The sequence below is a fragment of the Streptacidiphilus sp. EB129 genome (genome assembly GCF_041262645.1).
GTDB lineage: Bacteria > Actinomycetota > Actinomycetes > Streptomycetales > Streptomycetaceae > Streptacidiphilus.
The window spans coordinates 445,267-470,808 of sequence record NZ_JBGCCS010000001.1 but is presented as its reverse complement, the minus strand read 5'-3'; the positions used below and the strand labels follow the sequence as shown (position 1 = coordinate 470,808).

Below are 25,542 nucleotides of genomic sequence, written 5' to 3'. Positions count from 1 at the left end.
GGCCGTCAGCGGGCGTCAGCGGGCGTAGACGGCGACGAAGTCCCGGGTGGCCTGGCTGTAGTAGCGGTCGGCCGCCTCGCCGAAGTCGAGGATGTTCGCCGGCTTGGGGTTGGCGGGATCGGCGCTCGCGTCGTAGCTCATGAACGAGGGCCAGGCGCCGTTCATGTCCAGCGGCATCGCGCGGACCGCGCCCGCGTGCTGCATGAGCTCCGCCAGGGTACGGGCGGACAGGGCCTGGCCGACCACCATGATGATGTCGCCCTTCGCGGTGATGCCCACCCCGGACCGCTCCACGTACTTCTTGCCCTGGTAGGCCCAGCCGTAGGCGTAGGGCACGTCGATGTTGTCGGCGATCCGGCCGCCGTCGACCATCAGGGTCAGGCACTGGCGCACCCCGACGACGTCCGCCGTCATGCTCACGTCCCGGCCCCAGGTGCCGATCCGGATGGAGCCGTCGCGGTAGAAGACCTCCGAGGCGGCGCCGTCGCGAAGCGTGGAGTCGGTGCGCCCGTCCAGGTAGAAGCCACCGTGCGAGGTGCCGTCGGTGATGCGGAAGCCACCGTTCCAGGTCGCGATCAGACCGGTGCGCTGACCGACCGGAATCGTCGGCGGCACCGCGAAGGTCCCGCCCGGCTCGCGGAAGCCGGGATGCAGCTCGAACCGCGCGTGGCCGGCGCTGATCCACGCCACCGCGGCCTCGTAGGAGGAGTGTTCGGTGTCGGGGCGGACATAGGTGCCCTGGACCAGCGGCAGCCCGTGGTAGCTGACCAGCGCGCGCCAGACACCCTCGCCCGGGAGCCGGGGGGTGATACTGGCGGGCATCGGGGCGAGCAGCGGCACCGCCGTGCCGACGCCGCTGGTTCCCTCCGTCGCCTTCATCCGGGCCAGGGCCGCGGTCGACAGCGAGCCGCCCACCCTGGGCGGGTTCAGCTGGTACTGCCAGTCCTCCAGCTGGTTGATCACCAGACCCATGTGGTGGTCCCGGCCCCACTCGGCGAGCCGGGCCTCGACGCCGTCCCTGCCCGGATAGGTCAGGGCCTGGCCGATCGACCAGCCCAGCCAGCCGGTGCAGAGGAGTCCCACCGCGAGCGTGCTCCGGGTCGCGATACGCCTCCGGCGCCGCTGAGCAGGAGTCAGGTCGCGTGCGCGCTTCCACGGCAGCAGCCGACGGCGTCGCGGAGCATCGGCGGCGGCGATGGCGTCGTTGTCGATCATGGCGTTTCCTCGTCCGGCGCTGAGCGGGTGAACGGGCGGATGAAGGGGTGGATGAAGGGGCGGATGAAGGGGCGGATGGGCTGGCGGATGGACGGACGGCGTGGATGCGTCCCCGGGTGCATGCATCCCGTATCCGATGCCGCGTCAATCACGGCCGCGCGGCTGATCACCCGCACGACTCGGGGGCCGGGCCCGGCGTCGTCGACGGCTGGGCCCGGGACGACGGCCGGCCCGGGGTCGGGGAGGCCGTCGGGGAGGCCGTCGCGCAGGCGGTCGGCAGCGGGCTCGGCTGCAGGACCGGATCCGGCATCTGGGTGACCGGCCGGCGGGTGTTCAGCTGGATGCGGGCCGCCTCGACCCGGATCATCGGCAGCGCCGAGTACAGCGAGGAGCCCGGGCAGAAGGTGCAGTCGGCGTCGGTGTGGCCGGAGACGACGGACAGGGTGGCCCGATCACCCGCGTGGTAGCGGCTGAGCGAGTCGGTGCAGGTCAGAGTGGTGGAGGAGCGGGGGTCGACACCGTGCAGGCTCAGCTTCCAGGCGATCAGGCCGCTGATCGCCTGGAGCATCGGCTGCGAGACCTCCGCCCCGGCGGTGAAGGTGCCGATCGCGGCGATGCCGACGGTGCCGAGGTTGAAGCCGCTGCAGTGGGCGCCGATCACCGGCTTGTCGATCCCGCCGTGCCTGCCCTCGTACACCGTGCCGAAGCGGTCGACCAGAAAGTTGTAGCCGATGTCGTCCCAGCCGCGCCGGCCCGTCTGGTCGTAGGAGATGCTGCCGATGATGTCCGGCACCTCGTGGGCGCTGTACGAGTTGCCGCTGTCCGTGTGATGGATGATGGCGGCCTTCACCGCGTCCGCGTAGCGCGGCGCGGGCAGATGGCTGAGATTCGCCGCAGTCCCGGCGTTCGCCGAGGTGTCCCAGTCCCTGCGGGCGACGATCCCGGGCTGGGCCGCGATCCAGTGCACGGCGACCGGCGCGGGCCGCTCCGGACTGCGGGCGTGCGGATGAACCGCGGTCGGCGCGGCGGAGGCCCTCGCCGTCACGGCCGTGACACCGCCCACCAGGGCGACCTGGGCCACCCTTCGCAACATCAGACGCCGTTCTGCACGCATGAATCCGACGATAGACAGACCTCGGGGCCCATGCACTCTTAGCGATCATTCGGGTGCGTCGGATTCCGCCGACGGAGTGTCAGACGTGAGGTCGACACCCGTGACCTCGGAAAACGGCGTACCGAAGGGTGGGCCGGGTCATCCGTCGGCGCGGTCGGCCAGCACCCGGACCAGGGTTGCCGGGTCGTTGGTGATGATGACGTCCACACCGAGGGCGGTGAGCCGGGCCATGCGCCGGGCGCGGTCGACCGTCCAGGCGCTGACGCCCAGGCCCAGCCGGTGGGCGCGCTGGACCAGGCCGCGGGAGAGCCGGTGGTGCTCGACGTTGAGGTAGTCGGGGCGGGTCCGGTCCAGCACCCGCGCGCCCGGCAGGAGGGGCGACTCCCAGCTGAGCGCGATCCGGGCCCGCGGGGCCTCGGCACGGACCAGACCCAGGGCGGTGCGGTTGCCCGCGAAGACGACCTCACCGAGCAGGCCGAACTCGCGGACGAGTGCCAGAGCCGGGTACGCCTCGGCGGGTGTGGGGAGGTCGATCATCAGCGTCCGGCCCGCGTCCCGCGCGAGTTCCAGGCCCTGGCACAGCGTCGGGATCCGCTCCCGGCCCGGGCCGCCGGCCTGGGCGGTCCTGGTGATCTGGGCGATCTGGTCCACCGTCAGCGACGCGGCGGTCCGCCGGTCGCCCCACAGGCGGTGCAGGGTGGCGTCGTGGAGCAGGACGGGCGTCCCGCAACGGGTGAGGCGGACGTCGACTTCGAGCCAGTGCGCACCGGCGTCGATGCCGGCCCGCAGCGCCGGCAGGGTGTTCTCGCGGGCCACGCGCGGAGCGCCCCGATGTCCGACGACAAGGGTGGCCCGCGCGGCCCCGCCGGCGGCGCCGTTGTCGGTTCCCGTCTGCGTTCCCCAGCTGTCCACGTCCCGAAGCGTAGCCGCGACGGGACCGGAGTCGGCCGTTCCGAATCGGGCATGACAGCAAGCCGATCCCGTTCACAGTTCGGCCACACCCTCTCCGGCAAATAGCCTCAATCACCATTGTGGCAACGCAAGTTCGAAGGTAGAGTCCCGGCTTGCCGAGCACGGACGGGGCGCTCGCGCGCATTATTTGAGGCGGGCATGTCAGAGAACCCCAGCATCAGCGATGCCACTTCCGACCTGTTTGACGTGTTCACGAAAAATGCTCTCTCCGAGCATCCGGCGATTGTCCATCATGGACACGCCATAAGCTATCGTCGGCTCAACGAGTTGACGAAGTCCCTGGCCACAGGCCTGGGTGCCGATCCGGGCGTGGTCGCCGTGCAGGCGACGCACTCCCCTGAAACGGTGGTCGGACTCCTCGGTGTACTCGCGGCCGGGGGCGTCTATCTGCCGCTCGATCCGGCATTCCCGCTCGAACGCCGGCAGGCGATGCTTTCGGCGGTGGACTGTCGCGCAATGGTCGGCACGGACACCGGTCCGGCATCCCGGCCCGGGCTGGATTTACCCGAGCTATACCCTCTCGCGGAACTCTCCGTGAGCGCGCCGAATACCGCGCCGAAGAGCCTTTCCCGGACGGCGACGCCAGGCCCCGACGACCCGGCCTACATCCTCTTCACCTCCGGATCCACCGGGCGTCCCAAGCCTGTGGTCACACCGCGCCGGGCCATCTCCGCCGCGGTGCGCGCACTGCGCGACCTCTTCGGCCTGACCGCCCAGGACCGGGTGCTGCAGTTCGCCTCGCTGAACTGGGACACCTGCCTGGAGGAGATCCTCCCGACGCTCAGCGCCGGAGCCACCCTCGTCCTCGACGACGAGGCCCACTCCGGCTCGTTCCCCCGCTTCCTGCGGATGGTCGGGCGCGAGCGGATCACCGTCCTCGACCTGCCCACCGCCTTCTGGCACGAGCTGGTGCTGCACCTCACCGAGGACCGGCTGACCCTGCCCGACTGCGTCCGGCTGCTGGTGATCGGCGGCGAGCCGGCGAGCCCGGCCCGGCTGGCCGACTGGAGCAGCCTGGACACCGGGCGGATCCGCCTGGTCAACACCTACGGCTGCACCGAGACCACCCTGGTCACCCATGCCGTCGACCTGCACGGCCCCCGGACGCCCGGCCCCAGCCGGAACTGGGACGGCACGACCCGGGCGCCGATCGGCCGGGCCCTGCCGCACGTCGTCCAACGGATCAGCGAGCAGGGCGAGTTGCTGATCGGCGGGCCCGGTGTCGCGCTGGGCTACCTCGGACTGCCCGAGGCCACCGAGGCCAGGTTCACCGTCCTCGACGGCGAACGCTGGTTCCGTACCGGCGACCGGGTGAGCAGTGCACCGGACGGCGTCCTCACCCACCGGGGCCGGCTGGACCACGAGGTCAAGGTGCGCGGCATCCGGGTGGACCCCGCCGAGGTCGAGGCCCATATCGCGGGCCACCCCGACGTGTGCGCGGTGGCCGTGGCCGGGGCGACCGTCGCCGGCCGGTCCGCCCTGGTCGCCTACGTGGTGCCGCGCCCGCACGCGACCGTCCCGGCCCTGGACGCCGACGTCCGGTCCTACCTGCGCGGACGGGTGCCCGGCCATCTGGTACCCAGCCGGATCACCGTCGTCCCCCGGCTCGTGCTCACCGCCGGCGGCAAAGTCGACCGCGCGGCCTCACACCGCCTTCACGCGTCCCACGACCAGGTCAAAGGAGACCTCGATGAGCGTTGACACCCCTTCCGCCGCCGCTACCGGCAGACCCGGCGCCGGCCCGGCCTCCGGTGCCGGTGCCGAGGTCGAGGGCGTGGTGGTGATCTTCCGTCGCGTGCTGGAGGCCGCCGACGTCGCGCCGGACTCCGACTTCTTCCTGCTCGGCGGCGACTCGCTGATCGCCACCCGGGTGCTGAGCGCGATCGCGCGCGGCTACGGAGTGGAGCTGTCCTTCGAGGACTTCCTGCTCGCCCCCACCCCCGAGGGCCTCGCCGAGAAGATAACGGCCGGCCGATGAACGGCCGCGACGACTCCCCCGCTGCCCCCGTCACCGCCGCACTCACACCCGCCGCCCTGCACCCCGCCGACGGCGCGGCCACCACCGCCGTCGTGGTCGGGGCCGGGCTGGCCGGCCTCACCGCCGCGACCGGCCTGGCGGCCCGCGGGATCGAGGTCACCGTCCTGGAGGCCCGTGACCGGGTCGGCGGCCGCACCCACGGCCTGCGGGTCGCGCCCTGCAGCCAGGTCGACGCCGGCGCCGCCTACCTGGGCGAGCGACACACCGAACTGCTGTCGCTGTTAGGCGAGTTGGGTCTCAAGACCACCCCGACCACGATGCTCGGCGCCAGCCGCTTCGCGCTCGGCGGCGAGGACGCCACCCGGGACGGGCGGTTCCCGCCGCTCAACGCCGTGGCGCTGGGCGACATGTTCGAGCAGCTGGACGAACTCACCAGGGCCGTACGGCCCGAGGCGCCATGGCTCACCCCGGACGCCGCGCGACTGGACACCCTGACCGCCGCGGCGTGGGCCGAACAGCGGCTGACCCATCCGGACGCGCTGCTCTTCTTCCCGCTCTTCCTGGGCGAGATGATGGCCGCCGACCCGGCTGACGTGTCGGTCCTGCACCTGGCGTTCTACCTGCGCTCGGGTGGCGGCATCCGCTACCTCAACGCCTTCGAGGGCGGCGCGCAGCAGGACCGGATCGCCGGCGGCGCCCACCAGGTGTGCGAGCGGCTGGCGCAGCGGCTGGGCGCGCGGGTCCGGCTGGGCGAGCCGGTCCTCGCGGTGCGCCAGGACGCCGACGGGGTCACCGTCCACTCGGACCTCGGCGAATACCGGGCGGACGTGGCGGTGATGGCGCTGCCGCCGCTGCTGGCCGACGCCGTCGAGTACCGGCCGGGGCTGCCGGTGCGCCGGGCGAGCGGGCGCACCGCCCGGGGCTGCGCGGTCAAGGCGACACTCGTCTACCCCGAGCCGGTCTGGCGCGACCACGGGCTCTCCGGCTGGTCGGTCAACGCCGAGGGTCCGCTGCTGTCCACGGTGGACGACTCGCCGGCCGAGGGCGGAGTCGGCGTACTGACCGGCTTCGTCACCGGCGCCGAGGCGCACCGCTTCGCGGCGCTCGACCCGGAGCACCAGCGCGCGGCGGCGGTCGGGCAGGCCGCCCGGCTGTTCCCGATGCTCCCGGCGCCGATCGGCTTCCATGTCACCGACTGGGTCAACGAGCGGTACAGCCGCGGCTGTTACGCGGCGCTGTTCGGGCCCGGCGACTGGCTCCGGCACGGCCCGACGCTGACCACGCCGCACCAGCGGGTGCACTGGGCCGGAACCGAGACGAGCACCGAGTACTTCGGGCTGATGGAGGGCGCGATCCGCTCCGGGCAGCGCGTGGTCGCGGAGATCCTCGCCCGGACCTAGAGCCGGTCCCCGCCAAACCCGGTCCGCTCCAACCCAGTTCGCTCCAACCGAGTCCGCTCCAAGCCGGTCCGCCGCGGACTGGCCTTCTTCGACCGAGTTCACCGGCACCGGTTCCACGAGAACGCGGGCCGGGCGACCCGTCCCCCCGGGAGAGCGCCATGAGCGACCAGAGTCCCATCGCACCCCTCGCCGCCAGAGAGCGGCTGATGACCGAGCCCACCCTCGGCGCCGGCAACTTCCTGGACCACGCCATCGCGGTCAACCCGCACCGCGCGGTCCCGTTCGCCTACAGCCACCACACCGACCACCGCGGCGCCGTAGTCCTCCGCGGCCACAGCCTGCTCGACCTCGCCGCCCTGCGGGACCGCTACGCCGCCTGGTACTGGGCGAACGGCGTGCGCCCCGGCGAGCCGGTCGGCGTGGTCGTCGGCGAGGGCCTGGAGCCGATCCTGCACTTCCTCGCGCTGGCCGCGCTGGGCGCCGTCCCCGCCCTGGTCAACGACGCGATGCGGCACGACGTCATGGTCCGCTACCTCGACCACGTGGGCGTGGTCGGCATCGTCGCGGACGACCCCACCCGGCTCGCCGCCGCCTACCGCGAGGACCCCCGCCGCCGCCCGCGCTTCATCGCCCTGGCGGCCGAACTCCAGGCCTTCGACACCGGGGCCTTCGACGGCGGGGCCTTCGACGCCGCGCACGCCCGGCCCGAGGTCTACCCGTACCGGCACGCCGCGGACGACGTGGTCGCGCTGATCCACTCCTCGGGGACCACCGGCACACCGAAGTCCACCATGCTGGCACACCGTCAGTTCTGGGACGGCAAGCAGCCACGCATGGTGCGCTTCCCCGCCGAGCCCTACGACCGGCTGATGTCGCTGATGCCGCACACCCACGCGGGCGGCCTCAGCTACTTCCTCACCGCGACCCTGCTCGGGCTGCCGACCGTGGTGATGTCCGACTGGCGGCGCGCGGTCGTGGAACCGGTGATGGAGGCCTTCCAGCCCACCATGATCGCCTCCTTCCCGCGTACCTTCGTGGAACTGGCCACCGGCGAACTGCCGGTCCGGGGCGCGGCGAAGGTGCACTCCTGGTTCAACACCGGTGACAGCGCGCACTACGGGCACATCCGCCGGCTGGTGACGCTCGGCGAGCGGCCGGCCGGCCTGATCAAGCCGTGGCTGCTGCCGCAGCAGCAGGCCGAACAACCGGCCCTGCCCGGTTCGCAGTTCATCGACGGCCTGGGCTCGTCCGAGATGGGCATGGCCCTGTTCGGCCAGGTCACCACGCCGGAGACCACCCGCGACGACCGCTGCGTCGGCAAGCCGCTGGAGGTGGTGCTCAAGGCCGCGGTGCTGGACGAGAACGGCGCCGAGGTCCCCGACGGCACGGTCGGGATGCTCGGCGTGGTCACCCCGTCGCGGACCCCCGGCTACTGGAACAACCCCCGGCTCACCGCCAGTTTCGAACTGGCCGGCTACTGGCTCACCGGTGACGTGGCCCGCCGCGACGCCGAGGGCGCCTTCTACCACCTGGACCGCACGGTGGACGTCATCGACACCGCCGCCGGGCCGGTCTACAGCCTGCCGATCGAGGAGGTGCTGCTGGCCGACTGCGCCGACCTGGTGCAGGACTGCTCGGTGCTCGGCGTGCCCGGGGCTCCCGGCGAGGGCCAACGGCCGGTCGCCGTGGTGCGGTTGCAGGCCGACGCCGCGCAGGCCGGCGCCGAGGAGGTCCAGGAGGCCGCCAACAAGGCGCTGGCGCAGGCCGGACTGGCCGCGCTCGCGGCGGTGAGCATCGCCCGGACGCCGGAGGACTACCCGCTCGGGCCCACCGGCAAGGTGCTCAAGCGTGAACTGCGGACCCGCTTCGCCACCCTCTTCACCGGCCAGTAGCACCCGATGGACCAGCACCTGACCCGGCAGCCGTACCAGTACGTACGGACCCCTCTGGCCGAGCCGGACTGGCGGCGGCTGCCGGGCTGGCGCGACGTCACCGAGCTCCAGTGGCGGGACGCCCAGTGGCAGCGCGCGCACTGCGTCAAGAACCCGCGGCAGCTACGGGCCGTGGCCGGCGAGCTGCTCACCGACCGGTTCTTCGAGGAACTCGCAGCCGATCAGGCGCAGTTCGCCACCATGTCGATGCTGCTGCCACCGCAGATGCTCAACACCCTGGCTCCGCACGCCCCGACCGTCCCGCAGGCGTTCACCGAGGCGTTCCTGGCCGACCCGGTCCGCCGCTACATGCTGCCCGTACGCGCGGACCGGCACCCGCGCTGGCCGAGCCACCCCAGGGCCGAGCGCGACTCGCTGCGCGAGGCCGAGATGTGGGTGGTGGAGGGCCTGACCCACCGCTATCCCACCAAGGTGCTGGCCGAGTTGGTCGCCACCTGCCCGCAGTACTGCGGCCACTGCACCCGGATGGACCTGGTCGGCAACTCCACGCCGCAGTTCACCAAAGCCCGGCTGGTGCTGCGGCCGGCCGACCGGCAGGAGCAGATGCTCGACTACCTCAAACGCCATCCCACCGTGCGCGACGTGGTGGTCTCCGGCGGCGACCTGGCCAACGTGTCCTGGCCGCAACTGGAGGCCTTCCTGCTGCGGCTGCTGGAGCTGGGCTCGGTGCGGGACATCCGGCTCGCCAGCAAGGCGGTGGTGGGCCTGCCGCAGCACTGGCTGCAGCCGAAGGTGCTGGAAGGGCTGGGCCGGGTGGCCGCGGTGGCGGCCCGGCGCTCGGTCAACCTCGCGGTGCACACCCACGCCAACCATGTGCAGTCGGTGACGCCGCTGGTCGCCGAGGCGGCCAGGGCACTGCTGGACGTCGGGGTCCGGGACGTCCGCAACCAGGGCGTGCTGATGCGCGGCGTCAACGCCACTCCCCAGGACCTGCTGGACCTGTGCTTCGCCCTCCAGGGCGAAGCGAACATCCTGCCCTACTACTTCTACCTCTGCGACATGATCCCCAACGCCGAGCACTGGCGCACCCCCGTGCACCAGGCCCAGCTGCTCCAGGAGGCGATCATGGGCTACCTGCCCGGTTACGCCACCCCCCGGATCGTCTGCGACGTGCCCCAGGTCGGCAAGCGCTGGGTGCACCAGGCGGTGGCCTACGACCGCGAACGCGGCATCTCGTACTGGACGAAGAACTACCGCACCGAACCCGAGGCCCGCGAGGCCGGCGGCGCCGATCTCGACGCCCTGCTCGACCGGCGCCACCCGTACTACGACCCGGTGGACACCCTTCCGGAGCCGGGCCGCCGCTGGTGGTCCGAGCAGTCCGCTTCCCTGTGAGGAGCACGATGACCCTTCCCACCACGATGCGCGAACCCGTCGGTTCGACGACGCTCCCCACCGGCCCGCTGCGCCGCATGTGCTGGATCTTCCCCGACCGGGAGTCGACCCGGACCACCGCGATGTGGCGGCACTACTTCTGGGACCTGTACGCGGAGGTCGCCCAGGACGCGGGGATGAGCTGGACCAGGCACTCCCCCGACGCGGTGACGGTGGACGGCTCGGTCCGCGGCCGGCCCCGGATCTACGTGGACGACGAGCCGGTCACCCCGCAGGACACGCTCTTCGTCACCGCGCTCTACTCGCTGCCCTACCAGTCGATGGACATCTTCAACCAGTACGCGCTGTACGCGGTGCTCGAACAGGCAGGCTTCTACCTGCCTTTCCCGGCGCAGGTGTCGCTGATCGGCAACGACAAACTGGCCACCCTCCTCTTCCTCGACGGTTCCCCGGTGCCGCCGATCCCGTCCATCCGGATCGGCACCGGCCGGGACACCGCCAAGCACCTCTACGAGGTGGCGCTGGAGAACCTGACCTACCCGGCCATCGTCAAACCGTCCGGGTGGTGCGGCGGCGGCGGGATCAACCTGGCCCGCAGCTCCGAGGACATCCGCGGCCTGGCCAGCCTGGCCCAGGGCGGCGACACCACGCTGGTGATCCAGCCCTACCTCGGCGACGGCACGGTCGACTACCGGGTGTACGTGATCGACGGCAAGCCGTACGGCGTGCTGAAGCGGACCCCGGAGCCCGGCGGGCTGGTGGCCAACGGCAGCCGCGGCGGCACCATGGAGTTCGCGCCGGTACCCGACGAACTGGCCGAGGCCACCGCCTACTTCGCCGAGCGGCTGCCGATCCCCTTCTTCTGCGTGGACTTCCTCTTCGACGGGGAGCGGTTCTGGTTCTCCGAGATCGAGCCGGACGGGGTGATCCCCCCGGACCTCCACGATCCGCACCGCACGGTCCAGCGGGACATCACCCGCGCCCGGTTCACCGCCTACCGCGACGCCCACGCCAAGTGGCTGGCCAACGGCGGCGCCCACACCGCCCTTCCCGCCGCGACCGCGGCGACCACCGCAGCCACCGCAGCCACCGCAGAGACGGAATCGAGATGACGGAGTTGTTCTCGCTGACGCCCCGGGCGGCCGAGCCGCTGCTGCGCGTCGCCCGGCGATCGCTCGAACGGCTGACGACCGTACCGGAGTTGGCACCGCGCTATGCCGGCCACGCCCCGGTGCTCACCCTCGACGACGTCGCCGCACTGCCACCCCTGCTCAAGGACGACCTCAACACCGCCCTGGCGCACCTGGAGCCCAAGGCCGAGCACGGCGCCACCTGGCTGTTCCAGAGCGGCGGCAGCACCGGCGCACCCAAGCTCGGCTACGCACCCACCGGCTTCTACATGGCCGGTGTCCACGCGCGGTGGCAGCCGCTGGACCGCGACGACGTCTTCGTCAACGCCTGGGGCGCCGGGCGCATGTGGGGCGCGCACTTCCTCGCCGCCGCGCTGGCCGACCTGTCCGGCTGCCAGGTCATCGCCGTGGGCTCGGTCACCGGCGAGGAGTACCCGGACTGGCTGGCGTTCTTCGCCGCGCGCGGGGTGACCGCGATCGGCGGGACGCCGAGCGTGCTCCGGCTGTGGTTCGCGCACGCGCGGGCCGCCGGGCTGACGCTGCCGGCGCTGCGCCGGGTGCTCTGGCTCGGCGAGGCGTGGCAGCCGCAACTGGAGTCCGACCTGGCCGTGGTCGCGCCGCAGGCCCGCCGTTGGGGCATGTTCGGCAGCACCGAGACCTGGGTGGTCGGCACCAACACCCCGGAGTGTCCGGCCGACACCTTCCACCCGCTCCCCGAGCAACTGGTGCACGTCGGCCCGGACGAGCTGCTGGACTTCACCACGCTCGACCCGGAGATGCTGAACCCGGTGCTGCGTTACCGGACCGGCGACGCCGGACGGCTGGTCGCATGCCCGTGCGGACGGCCGGGCCGGGCGATGCGGGTGCTGGGCCGCCGGGACAACGTGGTGCAGGTGCGCGGCCTGGGCCTGCACGTGGACGAGGTCGTCGCGCAGGTGGAACGGGAGCCGGGCGTCTCCGGGGCACAGGTCCTGATCACCGAGAGGCAGGGCCGCGCCACCCGGGTGGAGGTCCTGCTGCTGACGGCCGGTCAGGACGCCGCGCCGGACCTGGAGCGGCTGCGCAAGGAGCTGCTGGCGGCGACGTTCACGCTCAGCACCGGTTTCCAGCACGATCCGGAGGCCTTCCAGGTGCGCGCGGTCGACGCGCTGATCAGCAATGACCGGACCGGCAAGACCGCGAACTTCGTCGTGCGGGAGGACTCGTGAAGCCTCGACTGCCGGTCTCCCTGGGGCGCGGGTTCACCCTGTTCTGGATCGGCCAGACGGTCAGCATGGTCGGCGACCGGGTCACCGTGTTCGTGGTGCCGACACTGATGATCTTCGTGCTGCACGAGTCCGCCCTCCAGGTGGGCATCGTGGCGATGGCCCAGTACCTGGGCATCCCCCTGCTCGGTCCGGTCGCCGGTGTGCTGGTCGACCGGTGGAACAAGCGCTGGACCATGCTGGCCTGCGACCTCGTCCGGCTGGTGGCGGTCTCGGTGATCCCGCTGGCGTACTGGCAGGGCTGGCTGTCCACGCCGCTGCTGTTCGGCTGCGTGGCGGTGGTGAGCGGCGCGACGATCTTCTTCACCGTCGGCTACCTGGTCGCCGTCCCCGCCGTGGTGTCGGAACAGGAGCACCTGGTCCGCGCCTACTCCCGGCTGGAGGGCAGCGGCTCGGTGGCCGAGGTGGCCGGTCCTTCGATCGCGGCCGGCCTCTACAGCGCGTTCGGGGTGGCCGCCCTGCTGGTGGACGCGGCCAGCTACCTGGTCTCGGCCGTGTGCTTCCGCTCCATGCGGCCCTGGGGCGAGCGAACGATCGTTCCGGGTTCGGTCTGGGAGCGGCTGACCGTGGGCTTCCGGCTGAACTGGGCCGACCCGGTGCTGCGGCGGGTGGTGGTGGCCGCCGTGACGCTCAACTGCGGCGGCCCGGTCTTCGTCACCGTGCTGCCGATCCTCGCCTACCGGGGACTCGGCCTGTCGGTCGGGATCTTCGGCGCGGCCATGTCGGTCGCGGCGGTGGGCGCGCTGATCGGCGCCGTGGTCGCCCCGAAGATCAGCGAACGGCTGGGCATCGGGCGGGCGCTGGCCTGGGCGCTGCTGCTGCACTGCCTGGTCGGGCTCGGCGTGCTCGCGGCGCCGGCGCTGTCGTCCGGGCCGGTGATCGCCGTGACGATGGGCTGCTACGGCTTCTTCATGTCCTGCATCAACGTGTGCAGCGCACCCATCCGGCAGTCGCGGATCTCCGCCCAGAACCAGGGCGTGATCCATGCGGCGTTCCGCAGCGTGACCTGGGGCGTGATCCCGGTGGCCGCGCTCGTCGGCGGTCTGGCCGTCACCCTGCTGACCGGATCGCTGGGGATCCTCGACGCCGCGCGGGTGACGATGACCGGCGGCACCCTGCTGGCGGCGTTCTCCTTCCTCTCGGCGGTGCGGGTCCAGCCGCTGCTCGACGCCGCCGAGCGGCAGTCGGCGCAGGCCGAGGGCACCGAGCCGCCCACCGGTACCGAGCCGGAACTGGCGGACAGCGCGTCATGACCACAGGACAGACGACGGACCACGGGACGGTACTGGTCACCGGGACCTCCTCGGGCATCGGGCTGGCCACCGCGGTCGCCGCGGCGCGGGCCGGGTTCACCACGGTGGCGACCATGCGTGATCCCGGTCGCGCCCAGGCACTGCGTGACGCGGCGGACCGCGCCGGAGTGACCGTGGACGTCCGCCGACTCGACGTCACCGACGCCGAGTCCGTCGCGACCTGCGTCGAAGCGGTGCGGCAGGAGTACGGGCGGCTGGACGCGGTGGTCAACAACGCCGGCATCTCCAACTTCGACCCCACCCTGGAGATGTCGACGATGGCGGCGCTGCGGGCGAACCTGGAGGTGAACTTCTTCGGCGTGATCGCGGTCAGCCGGGCCGCGATGCCGCTGCTGCGGGCGAGCCACGGGCGCCTGGTCACCATCGGCAGCGTGCACGGAGTGGTCGGCCAGCCGTTCAACGAGGCCTACTGCGCGGCGAAGTTCGCCGTCGAGGGGTTCATGGAGAGCCTGGCCCCGGTGGCCGGGGCGCACGGCGTGAAGGTGTCCGTGGTGGTGCCCGGCTTTGTCCCGGACACCTCCTTCGGGATCTTCCCGGACGTCAACCGCGCCACCGTCCAGGCCGCGTCCGGACCCTACGCGGCCACCTTCGCCGACTACCTCGACTGGGTGGGCAGTCAGGGCTGGGAAGCGGCCGGGCAACTGTCGCAGGAGGTCGCCGAGGTCGTGGTGCGGACCCTGCGGGCCGAGCACCCGGCCTTCCGGGTCCCGGCCAACCAGTGGGCCGCCGAGTACCTGGACCACAAGCTGACCGACCGGGACGGCTCGACCGTCCAGACCCTCGCCCGTACCTGGATCGGGCGACCCGCAGACTATGAGACACCAGGCGACGAGACATCAGGCCCTGAGGATTCAGGCCGCTAGAGCATGGGAGAAGCAGTGCCCGCGAAACCGCTTCAGGAACTGGTCGACCACGCCCGGACCCACTCGCCCTTCTACGCGGAGGCGTACCGCGACGTACCGCGGACGATCTCGCACATCACCGAACTCCCCATCATCGACCAGGCAGCCTTCTGGGCCGCGAACACCTGGCCGGACAACCGCCTGCTGACCGGACCGCTCACCGACGCGGGTGTCTACAAGACCGGTGGCACCACCGGCGCCCCGAAGTTCTCCCCCTGGACGCGCACCGAGCACGCCGACTCGGTGACCGCGTTCGGCGCCGGCATGGTGCAGGCCGGCCTGAAGCCGGGGCACCGGGTGGCCAACCTGTTCTGCGCCGGCGAGCTCTACGGCGGGTTCCTCTACATCGAGAACGCCCTGCACCACGCGCCGGTGGACAACGTCCGGCTCCCGGTCGGCGGCGCCGCGTCCGACGCGTACATCGCCGACCTGATCGGCAGCTTCGGCGTGCACGTGCTGGCGGGCGAGCCGATGAAGCTGAGCAAGGTGGCCGAGTGCCTGGTCCAGCGCGGGCAGGTCGCCGACTGCGTGGAACTGCTGCTCTTCGGCGGCGACCTGCTCTTCGACGACCTGCGGCCGATCCTGTCGCGGGCCTTCCCCAAGGCGGCCGTCTCGTCGATCGGCTACGCCTCGGTCGACGCCGGACTCGTCGCCGGACCCGTCCCCGGCGACGACGTCCGGGTGCACGAGGCGTTCCCCAACCGCACGCTGGTGGAGCTGGTCGACGACGTGACCGGTGAGCCGATCACGGCCGTGGGCGTGCCCGGCCGGGTCGTGGTCACCAACCTGTTCCGCACCCTGATGCCGATCCTGCGCTACCCGGCCGGCGACCGCGCCGAGTGGGTCGACCCCGAGCGCCGGCGCTTCCGGCTGGTCGGCCGGTCGGCCGAGGGTGCCCGGGTGGGGACGGTGGCGATGCCGACCGAGGACATCCGCGCGGTGCTCCTGGCCGCCGACCCGGACCGGTTCATCTCCGGCATGCAGCTGGTGCAACGCCGCTGGGACGGACGCGACGGCCTCATCCTGCGTCTGGGACGCACCGAGGAACCTCCGCCGGACCTGAGCGGCCGGCTCGTCGAGGCCGTGTACGCGGCCCGCCCGCTCTACCCGGCCGAGGTGGCGTCCGGCGCCATCCACCACCTCGTCATCGAGTGGGTGCCCCGGTCCGAGCTGGTCACCAACCCGCGGACCGGCAAGCTCCAGCAGGTGGTCGACGAGCGCCCCGCGCAGTGACCCAAAAGGCATGACCCAACAGGCATGACCCAACAGGCATGACCCGCCGGGCATGACCCGCCTTCCACCGGGCACATACGAGGACGGTCGCCATGCCCATGCCCTCCGGTACCGACGGTACGACCTCACATCCGCTCCAACTCCCGCACCCAACGCAGATCAAGGAGAGAGCCATGTCGCGCTACAACTGGGAGATCGACAACCCGGGCATCGCCACCCTGGAGCAGGCCGTCGACGCCGCCCGCGGTCGAGTGGTGTCGCACCCGGTGTACCACAGCCTGGACACGCTCACCTCGGTGACGACCTTCATGGAGCACCACGTCTTCGCGGTGTGGGACTTCATGTCCCTGCTCAAGTCCCTCCAGCAGCAGCTCACCTGCACCACCGTGCCCTGGATCCCCACCGGTCCGACCTCAAGTCGCCGTCTCATCAACGACATCGTGCTGGTCGAGGAGAGCGACGAGATGGGCGACGGCTTCATCAGCCATTTCGAGCTGTACCTGCGCGGCATGACCGAGGCCGGCGCCGACACCGGACCGATCCTGGCCCTGATGGAGCTGCTGCGCGCCGGGAACCCGGTGCTGCCGTCGCTGAAGCAGTCGGGCGCGCCGGCGCCCGCCGTCGAGTTCACCACGACCACCTGGGACTTCATCGAGAACGCGCCGGTGCACTGCCAGGCCGCCGCGTTCGCCTTCGGCCGCGAGGACCTGATCCCCGACATGTTCGACAAGGTCGTCGCGGTCAACAAGAACGAGGGGGGCCAACTGCGGTCCTTCATCGACTACCTGGAGCGGCACATCGAGGTCGACGGCGAGGTGCACACGCCGATGGCCATGCAGATGCTGGCCGACCTGTGCGGCACCGACCAGGGGAAGTGGCGTGAGTGCGAGGAGACCGTCAACGCGGCGCTCGACGCCCGGGTCCGCCTGTGGGACGGAATCCTGACGGCGGTACGCGGCTGACACAGCCGCGGTGAACCACCGGAACGGGGCTCGCGCCGCTCCCCATGGCAGGAGTGGCGCGGCCTCGTTCCGGCCGTCGAAGCCGACACACGGCGCGGCCGCCCTCCCGGGCCGCTCACGAGGAAGAACAGGATGTCATGGGCACGGACAGCGGTACGGCCGGCGCGGCCGGCGCGGGAGACCCCAGGATCGCGGCGCTGTACCAGCGCGACCGGACCTGCCGGACCCTGGGCATATCCCTGGACGAGGTGTCCGCCGGGCGCGCGCTGATGCGCATGCGGGTGAGCGCGAGCATGGTGAACGGCCACGGTATCGCGCACGGGGGCTACCTCTTCCTGCTGGCCGACGCGGCGTTCTCGTATGCGTGCAACAGCCACGGCCCGGTCACCGTGGCACAGGCGGCACAGGTCACCTTCCTGGCCCCGGCCGCGGTCGACGACGAGCTGGTCGCCGAGGCGGTGGAGCGGGTGCGCTCGGGCCGCAACGGAATCTACGACGTGACCGTCCGTCAGTCCGCGGGAATGATCGTCGCCGAGTTCCGGGGCCAGAGCGTCATGCTGGCGGGAAGGCCGCCGAGCAACCGATCGGACCCCGCCCGGTGAACCTGGACGCCTGAGGACCCGGACTACAGCTCGTACGCCTTGGCGTGGCGGGGCTGGTACAGCCGGACCACGCCGCCGCCGGGAAGCCGGAACGCGGTCAGCAGCCCCCACCCGGCGTCGCTGACCGGCTCGGTGAACTCCACGCCCTTGGCCGTCAGTTCGTCCACCGTCGCGTTGACGTCGTCGCACATGAGGAACAGCTCGTGCCGCTCCGCCCCGTCGGCCTCGGCCGGGTGCACCGCGACCTCGGCGGGAGGCAGCTTGAAGATCAGCCATCCGTGGCCGGCGTCGACGTGGGGGTAGCCGAGAACGTCACGGAAGAAGAGCCGGTCCGCCTCCGCGTCACGACTGTAGATGATCAGGTGAGCGCCGTTGATCATGCCCGTCACCCTACGCCTCGCGGCGCCGCGCGTCCGGAGACCGGCCGGACCGCCCTGACCCGGTCCACCGTCCGGCCCAACGCGCGAACGGGGCCGGGGTTCCCCCCGGCCCCGCACGCCGGCCCCCCGCGCTAGCCCCGCGCGAGCTGCTCGCCGAGGACGGCGGGAAGGCCGGTCCAGTCGCAGGAGACGAACGAGGCGTGGGCCCCGGCCAGCTGGGCGACGCGGGCCGTCGCGTCGGCCTGGCTCGGGGCGGTGTCCGACAGGGCCGGGCTGACGTTCTGCGCGTCGGTCATGACGAGCAGGTAGTGGTTGGCGTCGTACCAGGAGGTGTCGATCCCGCCGTCGACGTACGCGTGGGCGTCACCGTCGAACACCACGAACCACTGGCGCAGCGTCGGGTCCGGGTAGCGCGTCCGCGGGTCACCGGAGGCCGCGCCCAGCACCGAGGGAAAGATCTGGGCCGCGCCGAGGTTCCCGGCGGCCTGCAGACCGTTCAGGTACCGCGCGTACTCCGTGTCGGTCCAGAGGTGGTCGAAGGGGTTGTTCATCTCGAAGGTGCCGGGGATCGCCTCCAGGATCACCTTTCCCGCCAGCGACGCGCGCGAGGGCCAGTTGCCCGCCCGCGCCGCCGCGTCCAGCGACGGGTAGCCGCCCAGCAGGTCGGCCGGGCGGTACACGTCGGAGCCCAGATGCGCCTGGACCAGCGCGTCCAGCTGCGCCGGGCCCAGACCCACCGTCGCGTCGAAGCCCGCCTTCATCTCCAGCTTCACCATCACCGGCGGGTGTCCGGGATGGGCGCCGAGCCAGATCCTGATGTCGTCCAGGCAGCTGCCCAGGTCCTTGTTGGCCCCGCCCCGGTACAGGTCGGCCGGTGTGGCGGCGTCGACGCAGTTGTTCTTGTTCCCCAGCGGGTTCGAGTGGCTCACCTTCCACTCGTGGGTGAACGGGTCCACCCAGGTGTCGAGTTCGATGAGCGACGCCCCGGTGTCGAGCGCGTTGGCCAGGAAGGGGAACTGGCTGGTGTCGTCGTAGGTGTTGTGGATCCCGACCGACGTGCCCTGCGTCAGCGACAGCCCGCCGGTGTCGGCGGAGGCCGCGGTCGACCACGGCAGTACGCAGGCGACCGCGGCCAGAGCGACGGCGAGGACACGACGGGGACGGATCACGGCGGTGCGGAGGTGCGACATGGGGCCTCCCTCAGGACAGGCGGCCTATCCGCCATGTACATGAGGTGACAGTAGCCAGCACGCGTGGCCTGCGTATGGCCGACAGCCGAACCATGACTGACCGTCAGGCGAGGCCCCGGGCGCCTACGCCGGGTGGTCGACGGGTTCGGGGGCGAGTCCGTCGGCCACCAGGCCGGCGAGTACCGCCTGCCCCAGGGCGTGCACGGCCGACTGGGGGCGGACCATCACGGTGAACTCCTTGATCCGGCCAGTGTCGTCGAACTGGAGCATGTCGATGCCGTGGATCTGCTTGCCGTCCACGGTGGCCCGGAAGAGCAGGATCGCCGACGGAGCCTCGTCCCCGTCGGTGCTGGTCTCGGCCGTGCCCTCGAACCGGCCGACGTACCGGAGGTCCTCGAAGGTGCGCAGCAGGACCCCGAAGAGCCCCAGCACCATCGGCCTGCCCTCGAACGGGGTGAACTTCACCGGGCTGTAGAAGCGGATGTCCTCGGTGAACAGGCCCTCCAGCGCGGCGAGATCGCGCCGCTCCACCGCGGCGCGGAAGCGTTGGGCAGTCTCCATGGCCCCTCCTGGTACTCAAGGTTGTGACTGGTCACTTACTTGCTTGCCCGAGGATGCCACTGACGGGCGGGGACGCGTACCCCGGGGTGGCCCGGAGTTGCTGCGGGCGGGTGAAACCGGGCCGTGGCCGGGCCCGCTGCCGCGATCGGCCGGGGGTACCGAACTAGCGTGCGTGATCACGACCCGCGCCGGGTCGTCGGGGTTCGCCCGGGGAGACAGCGACGAGGTGGCGGCATGTGGGGTCGTGTGTGCCTGTCCGGTGCGGTGGCGCTGAGCGTCGCGCTCACCGTCACCCTGAGCGGGGCCTGGAGCAGCGCCGGACCGCGGGAGACCGCGCACCGCGCCGCCCTGAGCGCCGACGCGATCACCGCCGAGGACCCGACGGCGCTGGTCGACCCGATGGTCGGTACCGGCAACGGCGGCCGGTGGGTGGGGCAGGTCGACACCTTTCCCGGCGTGACCGCTCCGTTCGGCATGGTGCAGTGGAGCCCGGACACCGTCTCGCGCCCCGACGGCGGCGGTTACAACTACGCCGACTCGGCGCTCACCGGCTTCAGTCTCACCCATCTGTCGGGGCCGGGCTGCCCGATCGCCGGGGACTTCCCGTTCCTGCCGGTGGCCGGCACCGTCCCGGCCGTCCCCGAGCACGCCACCGCCTCGTTCGGACACGACACCGAGCTCGCCCGTCCCGGCTACTACGCGGTGACGGCCGGCCGGGTCCGCACCGAGCTCAGCGCCACCGCGCGCACCGGCGTGGCCCGGTTCAGCTACCCGCCGGGCGCCGCCGCGCAGCTGCTGATCAACGCGGCCGGCAGCGCGACCCGCAGCTCGGGGGCACGGCTGCGGATCTCCGGCGACCGCGAGGTCACCGGACAGGTGACCAGCGGTCACTTCTGCGGGGCGCCCAGCAGTTACACCGTCTACTTCGCCGCCCGCTTCGACCGGCCGCTGCGCGAGGCCCGTCTCTGGCCCGGCGCCCACGGCGCGACGCTGACCTTCGACACCCGCCACGACCCGTCGGTTCGGGTCCAGGTCGGCCTGTCCTATGTCAGCACCCAGGGGGCAGAGTCCAACCTGGCGGCAGAGGCCCACAGTTGGGACGTCGGACAGGTGGCGGCACAGGAACGGGCTGGCTGGCGGCGGCAGTTGAACGCGATCCAGGTGACCGGCGGCAGCCGGACCCAGCGCGCGACCTTCTACACCGCGCTCTACCACTCCCTGCTGCATCCCAGCGTCTTCAGCGACGCCGACGGCCGGTACCCGGGCTTCGACGGCCGGATCCACCGCACCGACCCCGCCCACCCGCAGTACGCCGACTTCTCCGGTTGGGACATCTACCGCTGCCAGATCCCGCTGCTGGCCACCATCGCCCCGGGCGCGGCCGACGACATGGCCACCTCGCTGCTCAACGACGCCGACCAGGGCGGCGGTTGGCTGCCCCGGTGGCCGGTGGCCAACGCGCACACCTCGGTGATGAACGGCGACCCCGCCGACGGCATCCTGGCCGGGATCTACGCCTTCGGCGACCACCGCTTCGACGCCCGGCGCGCGCTGCGGCTGATGGTCCACGGCGCCGAGGACACCCGAGGCCGTCCCGGCCAGGGCTTCTACGTCGAACGCCCGTGGGCCGGCGAGTACCTCGCCCGCGGCTACGTCCCCAACATCCACCAGGACTCCACCGCCCACGTCCGCAACGGAGCCTCCACCACGCTGGAGTACGCCGACGCCGACTACGCCGTCGCCGGCCTCGCCGACGCGCTCGGCGACACCGCCACCGCGCACCGCTTCCGGGCCCGCTCGCACAACTGGGCCCACCTCTTCGACCGTCGCACCGGCTGGATCCGCCCCCGCGACGGCCATGGCGCGTTCCCGGCCGGCCCGGCCGTGGACACCCACGACGGCCAGGACCAGGACGGCTTCCAGGAGGGCAACACCGCCCAGTACACCTGGATGGTCCCGCAGGACCTGCCCGCGCTGATCGACGCCGTCGGCGGCCGGGACGCCGCCAACGCCCGCCTGGACACGTACTTCACCCGTCTGAACGCCGGCAACGGCGAGCCCTACCACTGGCAGGGCAACGAGGTCGCCTTCGGCACCCCGTGGATCTACGACAGCACCGGGCGCCCGGCCCGCACCCAGGCCGTCGTCGGCGCGATCATGGACCAGCTCTACGGTCTGCGTCCCGGCGGCGAGCCCGGCAACGACGACCTCGGCGCAATGAGCTCCTGGTACGTCTGGGCCGCCCTCGGGCTGTACCCGCAGACCCCCGGCGCGCCCCGGCTGGTGCTGTCCACCCCGCTCTTCCCGCACGCCGTCGTGCACCGGCCGGGCCGCGCCGACCTCACCGTCAGCACCAGCGGTACCGGGGGCTACATCTCCGCCCTCACCCGCGACGGCCGGCCCAGCACCGCCACCTGGACCGCCGCCACGGCCGACCGCCTCGACCTCACCCTCACCGGCTCCCCCGACACCCCCTGGGGCACCGGCCCCGCCGACGCCCCGCCCGCACTGCCGTAGCCGACCGCCCGCCCGGACCGGCCGAGCCTGACCAGCTCTCAGGCCTCGCCAACCGGTTTCGTCGTGCCGCCCCGGTTCCGGCCGTCCGCAGTCGGCACCGGGGCGGGGCGGCGGCCGAACCAGGTGGCCACAGCGGCGGCGACCAGGTCCGCCGCCACGGTGAGCAGCCGGGAGACCAGCGCCACCGCCGTGGCCTCGCCGACGCCCAGCACCGGGGACAGCGCGGCCACCAGGATCACTTCACGCACGCCGGCCCCGGCCGGGGCGAGGATCACCAGGAAGCCGACGCTCCAGGCGAAGGCGAAACCGCCGAGGGACAGTGGCAGGGCGCGCGCCAGGGGCGCCCCGAGCCGCACGGTCAGCAGCCAGACATGCAGGCCGATGACCATCCAGGAGAGCAGGGCCCAGACTGCGGCCCGGGTGATGGCCCGCCCCGGGATCCGCTGCTCCAGCGCGGGCTGCCGGGCCAGTTTCAGCAACCGGTCGAGCAGCGGGTTGAGCAGGCGCGGGTGCAGGCACGCGAGTACCACCGGCACAGCCAGGAACGCCCAGCTGTAGCCGCCGGTCGTGCCGTCCGAGAAGAACGGCAGCGTGACCGCGGTGGTGAGCAGCGCGGCGAGCAGCGAGACCACCATGGTGAGCGCGGCGGCGGTGGCCGACCGCCGTCGGGGGACCTGGTGGGCCCGGCCCAGCTCCATCTGGGCCACCACCGACCACACCGAGCCGGGCAGGTACTTGCCCAACTGGCCGATGAAGAAGACCCGGGCGGCCGGCCGTAGCGGCAACGGCGAACCGAGAGCGGCCAGCAGCACCCGCCACACCTGCATCATGGCGAACCAGGCCACCAGAACGGTCAGCAGTGCCAGCCCGGAGGTGGCCCAGCCGATCCCGGCGAATCCGTTCCTGACCTGCGTCCACTGCTCGGCCACGGTGTAGCCGCAGAGCCCGAGCGCGGTCAGGACGAACCCGGCGCGGGCGAATCGGCCGCGCAGGACCGAGAGCAGCCGCCCGAGCGTCCCAGGCTTCCCCGGCATCGAGGGGGGCGGTTCGGATGGTGCGCCGACGGGGTCCGTTCCCGGGTCGGCCGCGGCGGTCCGCTCAGGCATGCGCTGAGCATATGCGGTGAATCCGAGCGAACAGCGCGCTCGTGTCCGGACTCTCAGCTCGCACCTCTACCGTGTCCTTCCATGCGGATTCTGATGTTCGGGACCTATGACACCTCGGCCCACCCCCGGGTGGGGATTCTGGCCGCCGGGCTGCGCGCGCACGGCTGGGAGGTGGAGGAGTGCAACGTGCCGCTGGGCCTGGACACGGCGGCCCGTGTCGCCATGCTGGCCCAGCCCTGGCGGGTGCCGCTGCTGGTGCTCCGCCTGGCGCGCTGCTGGTGGCAGCTGGCGAGGACGGCCCGTAGGCTGCCCCGGCCCGATGTCGTCGTCGTCGGCTACCTCGGCCACTTCGACGTCCGGCTCGCGCGGCTGCTGTTCCGTCGGACGCCGATCGTGCTCGATCATCTGATCGGGGCGAGCGACACCGCCCGGGACCGTCAACTGTCGGGACGCTTCCGCCAGGCCATGCTCAGGGCCATCGACTCGGGCGCGCTGCGCGCTGCCACCGTCATCGTCGTCGACACCGAGGAGCACCGCGACGTGCTGGCGCAACGTGACCGGGAGCGCGCAGTGGTGGTGCCCGTCGGTGCGCCGGACGCCTGGTTCGCGGCCGGCCCGGCGGAAACGGTGCCGTCGGCGGACGGCCCGGCAGTGGAGGACCCGCTGCGGGTCGTGTTCTTCGGCCTCTACACCCCGCTGCAGGGTACCCCGGTGATCGGTGCTGCTCTGGCGGCGCTGGCCGGCGCCCGGGTGGAGGTCACCATGATCGGCCAGGGGCAGGACGAAGCCGAGACCCGGCGCGTCGCCGCCGCCAATCCCGCTGTCCGCTGGATCGACTGGGTGCCCGGCACCGAACTCCCCGCGGTGGTCGCCGGCCATGACGTCTGCCTCGGGATCTTCGGTGCCGGGCCCAAGGCCCTGCGGGTGGTGCCCAACAAGGTGTTCCAGGGGGCGGCCGCGGGCTGCGCCGTGGTGACCTCCGACACGGCGCCGCAGCGCCGGGAGTTCGGCGACGCGGCGCTGCTGGTGCCGCCCGGCGACGCCGAGGCCCTCGCCAGGGCGCTGCTGCTGCTGGATCAGGACCGCTCCGAACTGTCCCGCTACAAGGACGCCGCCCGCCGTGCGGCACAGGACCGGTTCTCCCCCGCCCAGGTGGTCCGACCGCTGGTCGAGCACCTGGGCCGGTCGAGTATCCGGGCCGCGGAGGGGATCAGTCGTGACGGGACCTGACGATGAGGTCCGCCAGCAGGGCGAGAGAACCGATGATCAGTCCGGTGAGGACGATCAGCACGGTGTTGATCGCGAAACGGAGTGGGTGCTCCACCAGGTCGTAGACGGCCTTGGCCGTGCCGATGCCGATCAGCCAGAGGGCCGGCGGCATGAGCACCTTGAGCGGGTTGAAGTACATCACCATGCGAAGAACCTGGAGGATGTACCGGTATGCGTCCTTGACGAACTTGAACTTCGACTTACCGGCGCGCTTCGCATACGAGATCGGCATGTAGCTGATGTCGTGCTGATTCGACAGGAATGCCAGAGTAATCGTGGTGACACAGGAGAAACCAGGAGGAAGAAGGCGGAGGTACGGGAGTGCGACCTGCCGCCGCATCGCCCGCAGACCGGAATTGAGGTCCGGAATGCGCTCTCCGACCAGCTTCTCGGCGATCTTTCGAATCAGCCACTTCGCCGGGACCCGCAGGAGCTTGTGCGAACCCTCCTCGCTGGAGCGGGCGCCGACGACCTGGTCGATGCTGCGGTCCTCGTCGAGCTGGCGGACCAGCTCGGGGATCAGTTCGTTGGGATACGTCATGTCCGCGTCGGTCCAGACGACGATCTCGCCGGCCGCCATCTGGGAGCCGATGCGACGCACCGTCCCGGCGCCGCCGTTGCGGCGGAACGCGATGACCCGCAGGTGCGGAAATTCCAGCTCCGCGTCCTGGAGAACCTTGAGCGTGCCGTCGGTGGAGGCGTCGTCAAAGGCGAGCAGCTCGTAGCTGTAGCCGGACTCGTCCATCGCTCGTGTGATGCGCTGCAGTTCGAGGAGCAGGTGCGCCTCCTCGTTGAAACAGGGCAGCACGATCGAGACATGAGGCTCGCCGTCCGCCCGTGGGGCGGACGCCTCGGCCATGGGGCGAGTGGCTACGGGAAGTCCGGGGTCCGTGGAAATCACGCCTGCAGATTCCTCTCGAAGATCCCTCGGCGAAATAGACGCAGAGAGTGCGGTGACGCGCATGCTGCCATACCCCCGTCGCGGCGACATCACGTTAGCCTGCGACTTCATCTGCTGGCTATCTCCAGTTCTGCCTGTTTCCCCGCCTCCCAGGGAGTTCCCAGGTTCTTCCCAGGCGGGCGGCCCGGGCGACAAACCCCGATGCTCTTCAGCCGGTTCTCATTACCGGCCCTTATGCTCGCCCT

General features: G+C 71.8%; 22 protein-coding genes. 14 read left to right on the top strand and 8 right to left on the bottom strand.

Going from position 1 to position 25,542, the window contains the following annotated elements:
- Positions 1 to 15: 15 nt before the first annotated feature.
- From ABH925_RS02080 to ABH925_RS02070, 3 genes are all read right to left on the bottom strand, one after another.
- Positions 16 to 1,215, bottom strand: a complete 1,200-nt coding sequence (locus ABH925_RS02080) for a phosphodiester glycosidase family protein (protein ID WP_370144882.1) — start codon at positions 1,213 to 1,215, stop codon at positions 16 to 18.
- Between the two features lie 166 nt (positions 1,216 to 1,381).
- Positions 1,382 to 2,329, bottom strand: a complete 948-nt coding sequence (locus tag ABH925_RS02075) for an N-acetylmuramoyl-L-alanine amidase (RefSeq protein ID WP_370144880.1) — start codon at positions 2,327 to 2,329, stop codon at positions 1,382 to 1,384.
- Positions 2,330 to 2,467: 138 nt separating this feature from the next.
- A complete protein-coding gene (locus ABH925_RS02070) occupies positions 2,468 to 3,241 on the bottom strand; it encodes a glycerophosphodiester phosphodiesterase (protein ID WP_370144879.1) in 774 nt (257 codons plus the stop codon).
- Positions 3,242 to 3,439: 198 nt separating this feature from the next.
- Between ABH925_RS02070 and ABH925_RS02065 the strand changes: the two genes are divergently transcribed.
- The 12 genes from ABH925_RS02065 (at position 3,440) to paaI (ending at position 17,373) form a co-directional block, all read left to right on the top strand.
- Entirely contained in the window at positions 3,440 to 5,002 is a 1,563-nt protein-coding gene (locus tag ABH925_RS02065) for an amino acid adenylation domain-containing protein (protein WP_370144878.1), read from the top strand.
- The gene (locus ABH925_RS02060) at positions 4,992 to 5,279 is read left to right on the top strand and encodes an acyl carrier protein (RefSeq protein ID WP_370144877.1); all 288 of its coding nucleotides are present in this window, start codon (positions 4,992 to 4,994) and stop codon (positions 5,277 to 5,279) included. Before ABH925_RS02065 ends, ABH925_RS02060 begins: the two co-directional genes overlap by 11 nt.
- A complete protein-coding gene (locus ABH925_RS02055) occupies positions 5,276 to 6,679 on the top strand; it encodes a flavin monoamine oxidase family protein (protein WP_370144876.1) in 1,404 nt (467 codons plus the stop codon). Before ABH925_RS02060 ends, ABH925_RS02055 begins: the two co-directional genes overlap by 4 nt.
- Positions 6,680 to 6,837: 158 nt before the next feature.
- Positions 6,838 to 8,571, top strand: coding sequence for a class I adenylate-forming enzyme family protein (locus ABH925_RS02050; RefSeq protein ID WP_370144875.1), 1,734 nt, complete (start codon positions 6,838 to 6,840; stop codon positions 8,569 to 8,571).
- Between the two features lie 6 nt (positions 8,572 to 8,577).
- The gene (locus tag ABH925_RS02045) at positions 8,578 to 9,966 is read left to right on the top strand and encodes a KamA family radical SAM protein (protein WP_370144874.1); all 1,389 of its coding nucleotides are present in this window, start codon (positions 8,578 to 8,580) and stop codon (positions 9,964 to 9,966) included.
- An 8-nt stretch (positions 9,967 to 9,974) separates the two neighbouring features.
- The gene (locus ABH925_RS02040; protein ID WP_370144873.1) at positions 9,975 to 11,078 is read left to right on the top strand and encodes a RimK family alpha-L-glutamate ligase; all 1,104 of its coding nucleotides are present in this window, start codon (positions 9,975 to 9,977) and stop codon (positions 11,076 to 11,078) included.
- Positions 11,075 to 12,304 (top strand): phenylacetate--CoA ligase family protein, encoded by a 1,230-nt coding sequence (locus ABH925_RS02035; protein ID WP_370144872.1) that lies wholly within the window; start codon positions 11,075 to 11,077, stop codon positions 12,302 to 12,304. The genes ABH925_RS02040 and ABH925_RS02035 overlap by 4 nt, the downstream gene beginning before the upstream one ends.
- Positions 12,301 to 13,614 (top strand): MFS transporter, encoded by a 1,314-nt coding sequence (locus ABH925_RS02030; RefSeq protein ID WP_370144871.1) that lies wholly within the window; start codon positions 12,301 to 12,303, stop codon positions 13,612 to 13,614. Before ABH925_RS02035 ends, ABH925_RS02030 begins: the two co-directional genes overlap by 4 nt.
- On the top strand, positions 13,611 to 14,537 hold the full coding sequence (locus tag ABH925_RS02025) for an SDR family NAD(P)-dependent oxidoreductase (protein WP_370144870.1): 927 nt from the start codon (positions 13,611 to 13,613) through the stop codon (positions 14,535 to 14,537). The genes ABH925_RS02030 and ABH925_RS02025 overlap by 4 nt, the downstream gene beginning before the upstream one ends.
- A gap of 15 nt (positions 14,538 to 14,552) precedes the next feature.
- Entirely contained in the window at positions 14,553 to 15,809 is a 1,257-nt protein-coding gene (locus ABH925_RS02020) for a phenylacetate--CoA ligase family protein (RefSeq protein WP_370144869.1), read from the top strand.
- A 173-nt stretch (positions 15,810 to 15,982) separates the two neighbouring features.
- The gene (locus ABH925_RS02015; RefSeq protein WP_370144867.1) at positions 15,983 to 16,771 is read left to right on the top strand and encodes a DUF3050 domain-containing protein; all 789 of its coding nucleotides are present in this window, start codon (positions 15,983 to 15,985) and stop codon (positions 16,769 to 16,771) included.
- Positions 16,772 to 16,908: 137 nt separating this feature from the next.
- A complete protein-coding gene (gene paaI, locus ABH925_RS02010; protein WP_370144865.1) occupies positions 16,909 to 17,373 on the top strand; it encodes a hydroxyphenylacetyl-CoA thioesterase PaaI in 465 nt (154 codons plus the stop codon).
- Positions 17,374 to 17,396: 23 nt separating this feature from the next.
- Here the strand turns inward: paaI and ABH925_RS02005 are convergent, their stop codons facing one another.
- The 3 genes from ABH925_RS02005 to ABH925_RS01995 all read right to left on the bottom strand — a co-directional run bounded on the left by ABH925_RS02005 (position 17,397) and on the right by ABH925_RS01995 (position 19,504).
- On the bottom strand, positions 17,397 to 17,753 hold the full coding sequence (locus ABH925_RS02005; RefSeq protein ID WP_370144864.1) for a VOC family protein: 357 nt from the start codon (positions 17,751 to 17,753) through the stop codon (positions 17,397 to 17,399).
- Between the two features lie 131 nt (positions 17,754 to 17,884).
- Positions 17,885 to 18,943, bottom strand: coding sequence for a phosphatidylinositol-specific phospholipase C domain-containing protein (locus tag ABH925_RS02000; RefSeq protein ID WP_370144863.1), 1,059 nt, complete (start codon positions 18,941 to 18,943; stop codon positions 17,885 to 17,887).
- 123 nt (positions 18,944 to 19,066) lie between these two features.
- Complete coding sequence (locus ABH925_RS01995; RefSeq protein WP_370144862.1) at positions 19,067 to 19,504, bottom strand: nuclear transport factor 2 family protein; 438 nt, start codon at positions 19,502 to 19,504, stop codon at positions 19,067 to 19,069.
- A 234-nt stretch (positions 19,505 to 19,738) separates the two neighbouring features.
- On the opposite strand from ABH925_RS01995, the gene ABH925_RS01990 reads away from it, so the two are divergent.
- The gene (locus ABH925_RS01990) at positions 19,739 to 22,021 is read left to right on the top strand and encodes a GH92 family glycosyl hydrolase (protein WP_370144861.1); all 2,283 of its coding nucleotides are present in this window, start codon (positions 19,739 to 19,741) and stop codon (positions 22,019 to 22,021) included.
- A 38-nt stretch (positions 22,022 to 22,059) separates the two neighbouring features.
- Here ABH925_RS01990 and ABH925_RS01985 read toward each other — a convergent pair whose 3' ends face one another.
- Entirely contained in the window at positions 22,060 to 23,127 is a 1,068-nt protein-coding gene (locus ABH925_RS01985) for a YbhN family protein (protein WP_370144860.1), read from the bottom strand.
- Between the two features lie 81 nt (positions 23,128 to 23,208).
- On the opposite strand from ABH925_RS01985, the gene ABH925_RS01980 reads away from it, so the two are divergent.
- Complete coding sequence (locus ABH925_RS01980; RefSeq protein ID WP_370144859.1) at positions 23,209 to 24,357, top strand: glycosyltransferase; 1,149 nt, start codon at positions 23,209 to 23,211, stop codon at positions 24,355 to 24,357.
- Here the strand turns inward: ABH925_RS01980 and ABH925_RS01975 are convergent.
- Positions 24,338 to 25,255 carry a glycosyltransferase family 2 protein gene (locus ABH925_RS01975; RefSeq protein ID WP_370144858.1) on the bottom strand — a complete coding sequence of 306 codons (918 nt, stop codon included), beginning with the start codon at positions 25,253 to 25,255 and terminating at the stop codon, positions 24,338 to 24,340. The two genes, ABH925_RS01980 and ABH925_RS01975, sit on opposite strands and share 20 nt — an antisense overlap.
- Between the last annotated feature and the right edge of the window lie 287 nt (positions 25,256 to 25,542).